Source organism: Microcoleus sp. Pol14D4 (genome assembly GCF_036701245.1).
Lineage (GTDB): Bacteria > Cyanobacteriota > Cyanobacteriia > Cyanobacteriales > Microcoleaceae > Microcoleus.
Genome location: NZ_JAUBQM010000185.1, coordinates 1 through 2190 on the forward strand (window position 1 = coordinate 1; position 2190 = coordinate 2190).

General features: G+C 42.0%; 3 protein-coding genes. All 3 read right to left on the reverse strand.

What is annotated here, in order from left to right:
* Positions 1-420: 420 nt before the first annotated feature.
* Positions 421-1213 (reverse strand): IS5 family transposase gene (locus QUA33_RS27950; protein WP_333153004.1). Its coding sequence is split into 2 segments (ribosomal slippage): positions 421-537 and positions 539-1213, totalling 792 coding nucleotides; the frame shifts between segments, so codons are not numbered across the junction.
* A gap of 219 nt (positions 1214-1432) precedes the next feature.
* Positions 1433-1846, reverse strand: a complete 414-nt coding sequence (locus tag QUA33_RS27955; protein ID WP_333153006.1) for a hypothetical protein — start codon at positions 1844-1846, stop codon at positions 1433-1435.
* Between the two features lie 44 nt (positions 1847-1890).
* Positions 1891-2082 carry a hypothetical protein gene (locus QUA33_RS27960; protein WP_333153008.1) on the reverse strand — a complete coding sequence of 64 codons (192 nt, stop codon included), beginning with the start codon at positions 2080-2082 and terminating at the stop codon, positions 1891-1893.
* Between the last annotated feature and the right edge of the window lie 108 nt (positions 2083-2190).

Consider the following 2190-nt stretch of genomic DNA (forward strand, 5'->3'; position numbering starts at 1 on the left):
TTAAGACTGAGATGTGCGTATTTAAATAATGACATCAAGCTAGGTGTTTCTGCTTAGTCAAAAAGTGGGATGCTCCCTGTCTGACAGAGGAGATAAATTTGCGGATTGATCGATCGCTATCAACTATACAAGAATAGGTATTAATCGGTCAATAAGGGATGAATGTGGATTGCTACCGTCGCGATGTGGCAGGAAGTTGGGGTTTTTCTTTCTATAGCGAGGGGGAATTTCTGGAGTTGGCTAGGATGAATTTTCAGTATCCAATCTCTGCTTTGTAGGAGGATGTTCCTGGATTGAGTTAAATCGCACTTCACAAACCTGTTCACCCATCCGTAAAACAGTGCTGTTAACAAATGAGAGGAGAAGAAGTGCGATCGTAATTATTAGAGGGTGTTTGAAAAGTCAGAGAGAGGTATGAAATTATGCTAAACGACGAACCATGATCCGGATCATCGAAATATAAATCCAAGTTTCCGAAGTCTCTGTTAAACCTTCATGATCTCGACTCAATCGACGGCACCAAGATAGCCAGCCGTCATGTGCGTTCCACCACCCAACGTTTTGGTAACAGTACAAATCCCTTGTGTTCTTGCGGCCTCAGAACCACCTGAACAACCCAGTGACACAGATCCATTACCCACATCATAAATGAGTCACCAGTAAATCCACCATCGACCCAAATAGTATGTAATCTGGCAACTCGAGTACCTTTCTCCTTGAGTCTCTGGAGCGCAATCTTACCGCCATCTCGTTCTGTCTGACTAGCTGCGGTGACAAATACTGACAGGATTAAGCCTAATGTATCTACTGTCACAAATCTTTTACGCCCTTTAATTTTCTTCCCTGCATCATAACCCACTGATTGATTGACCATTGCGGCTGTCTTCACGCTCTGACTATCGATGATGGCTTCACTTGGATCTGGGCTTCGATCTTGTTCACTTCTGACCCAATCCCTTAACCGCTCGTGAATTGCGACCCAGGTTCCATCTTTTCTCCAATTCCGAAAGTAGGTATACACTGTTTGCCATGCCGGGAAGTCTCCTGGTATGTTTCTCCATGTGCAGCCTTGTGTCAACACATAAAAGATCGCATTTAGCACCGACCTGATCTCTACCTCTCGGTTTCGACCTCCTGGTTTCGCTGCTGGAATCAGTGATTCGATTAATTCCCATTGCCATTGGGTCAAGTTACTAGAGTATGCTTTACTCATACAGCAATTTCCAGGTTTATGGAGTACGGTTGCAAGGGTTTGTCAACCATTTTGGTAAGTGTTTGGGATTAAGGTGTACTCTATTTGCGTGGAATATGCTGTATCTCTTTCAGGGTGCTGTGACTAAGTATCTTCAGCTTATACCCTGAAAGTTTTTTTACCTCATACCCCCCTTTTTAAACATCCTCTTAGGCGTGTTTGCTGAAAGGCGAGCGCTTACTAAAACCCAAACACTTTAGTAATCAATGGCAGTAGGTTATTACAGAATTCTAAGAGTTTTGTGGCTTGTGGTACAGCGGAGATAATTCGTCCGAGAATCCGATCTGCCTTTTTGGCTTTATTCTTCATTTCTGCATCATTAGGATTTTGAGCAGCTTCAGCTAACTCTTTTACTTGTTCTAAAGCATCCTCCCTGTCCTCTTCACTTAAATTTGGGTCTGTTTTAATTTCTGCTTCGAGTTGGGTGAGTAACTCTTTGATTCCGGGTTTATCAGGTTCAGAGGATGAAGGTAACTCGTTTATAGCGAATGAGACATTTCCTCCAACATAACTTGATGAAGCCCCTTCAACCTTACCTGCCGTAACAGGACCTCCAACACTTCCTCCGATCTTAATACCTTGTTTATCTTCCATTATTCCCTCCTAATTTGATTTATTTTTGGGTGACACTTTTATTTTTAGTCATTTCGAGAGACATCTCCTCGAACTTGACTGGAGGAACTGCCTCCAATATTACCTGCTGTGACAGAGCCTCCAACACTTCCTTCTATTCGGATAGATCGATCGGTTGAGTATACTACATAACTACCTTCTGCATTACTTTCCATGAATTTGTGTAAAACTAAAACTACTTTTTCTAAACCTGGCATATCGCTAGTAATAAATACTGGTGACGGTGAACAGAAGTGTTGAATGATAAGAAAAGATTGCTAAAATTGGCCCAACAATGTATAATTGCAGAGTTATAAATTATTAAT

Bases quoted from the DNA above. Each gene is read 5' to 3' on its own strand.
- QUA33_RS27955 (WP_333153006.1), bottom strand. From the start codon at position 1,846: ATGGAAGATAAACAAGGTATTAAGATCGGAGGAAGTGTTGGAGGTCCT.
- QUA33_RS27960 (WP_333153008.1), bottom strand. From the start codon at position 2,082: ATGCCAGGTTTAGAAAAAGTAGTTTTAGTTTTACACAAATTCATGGAA.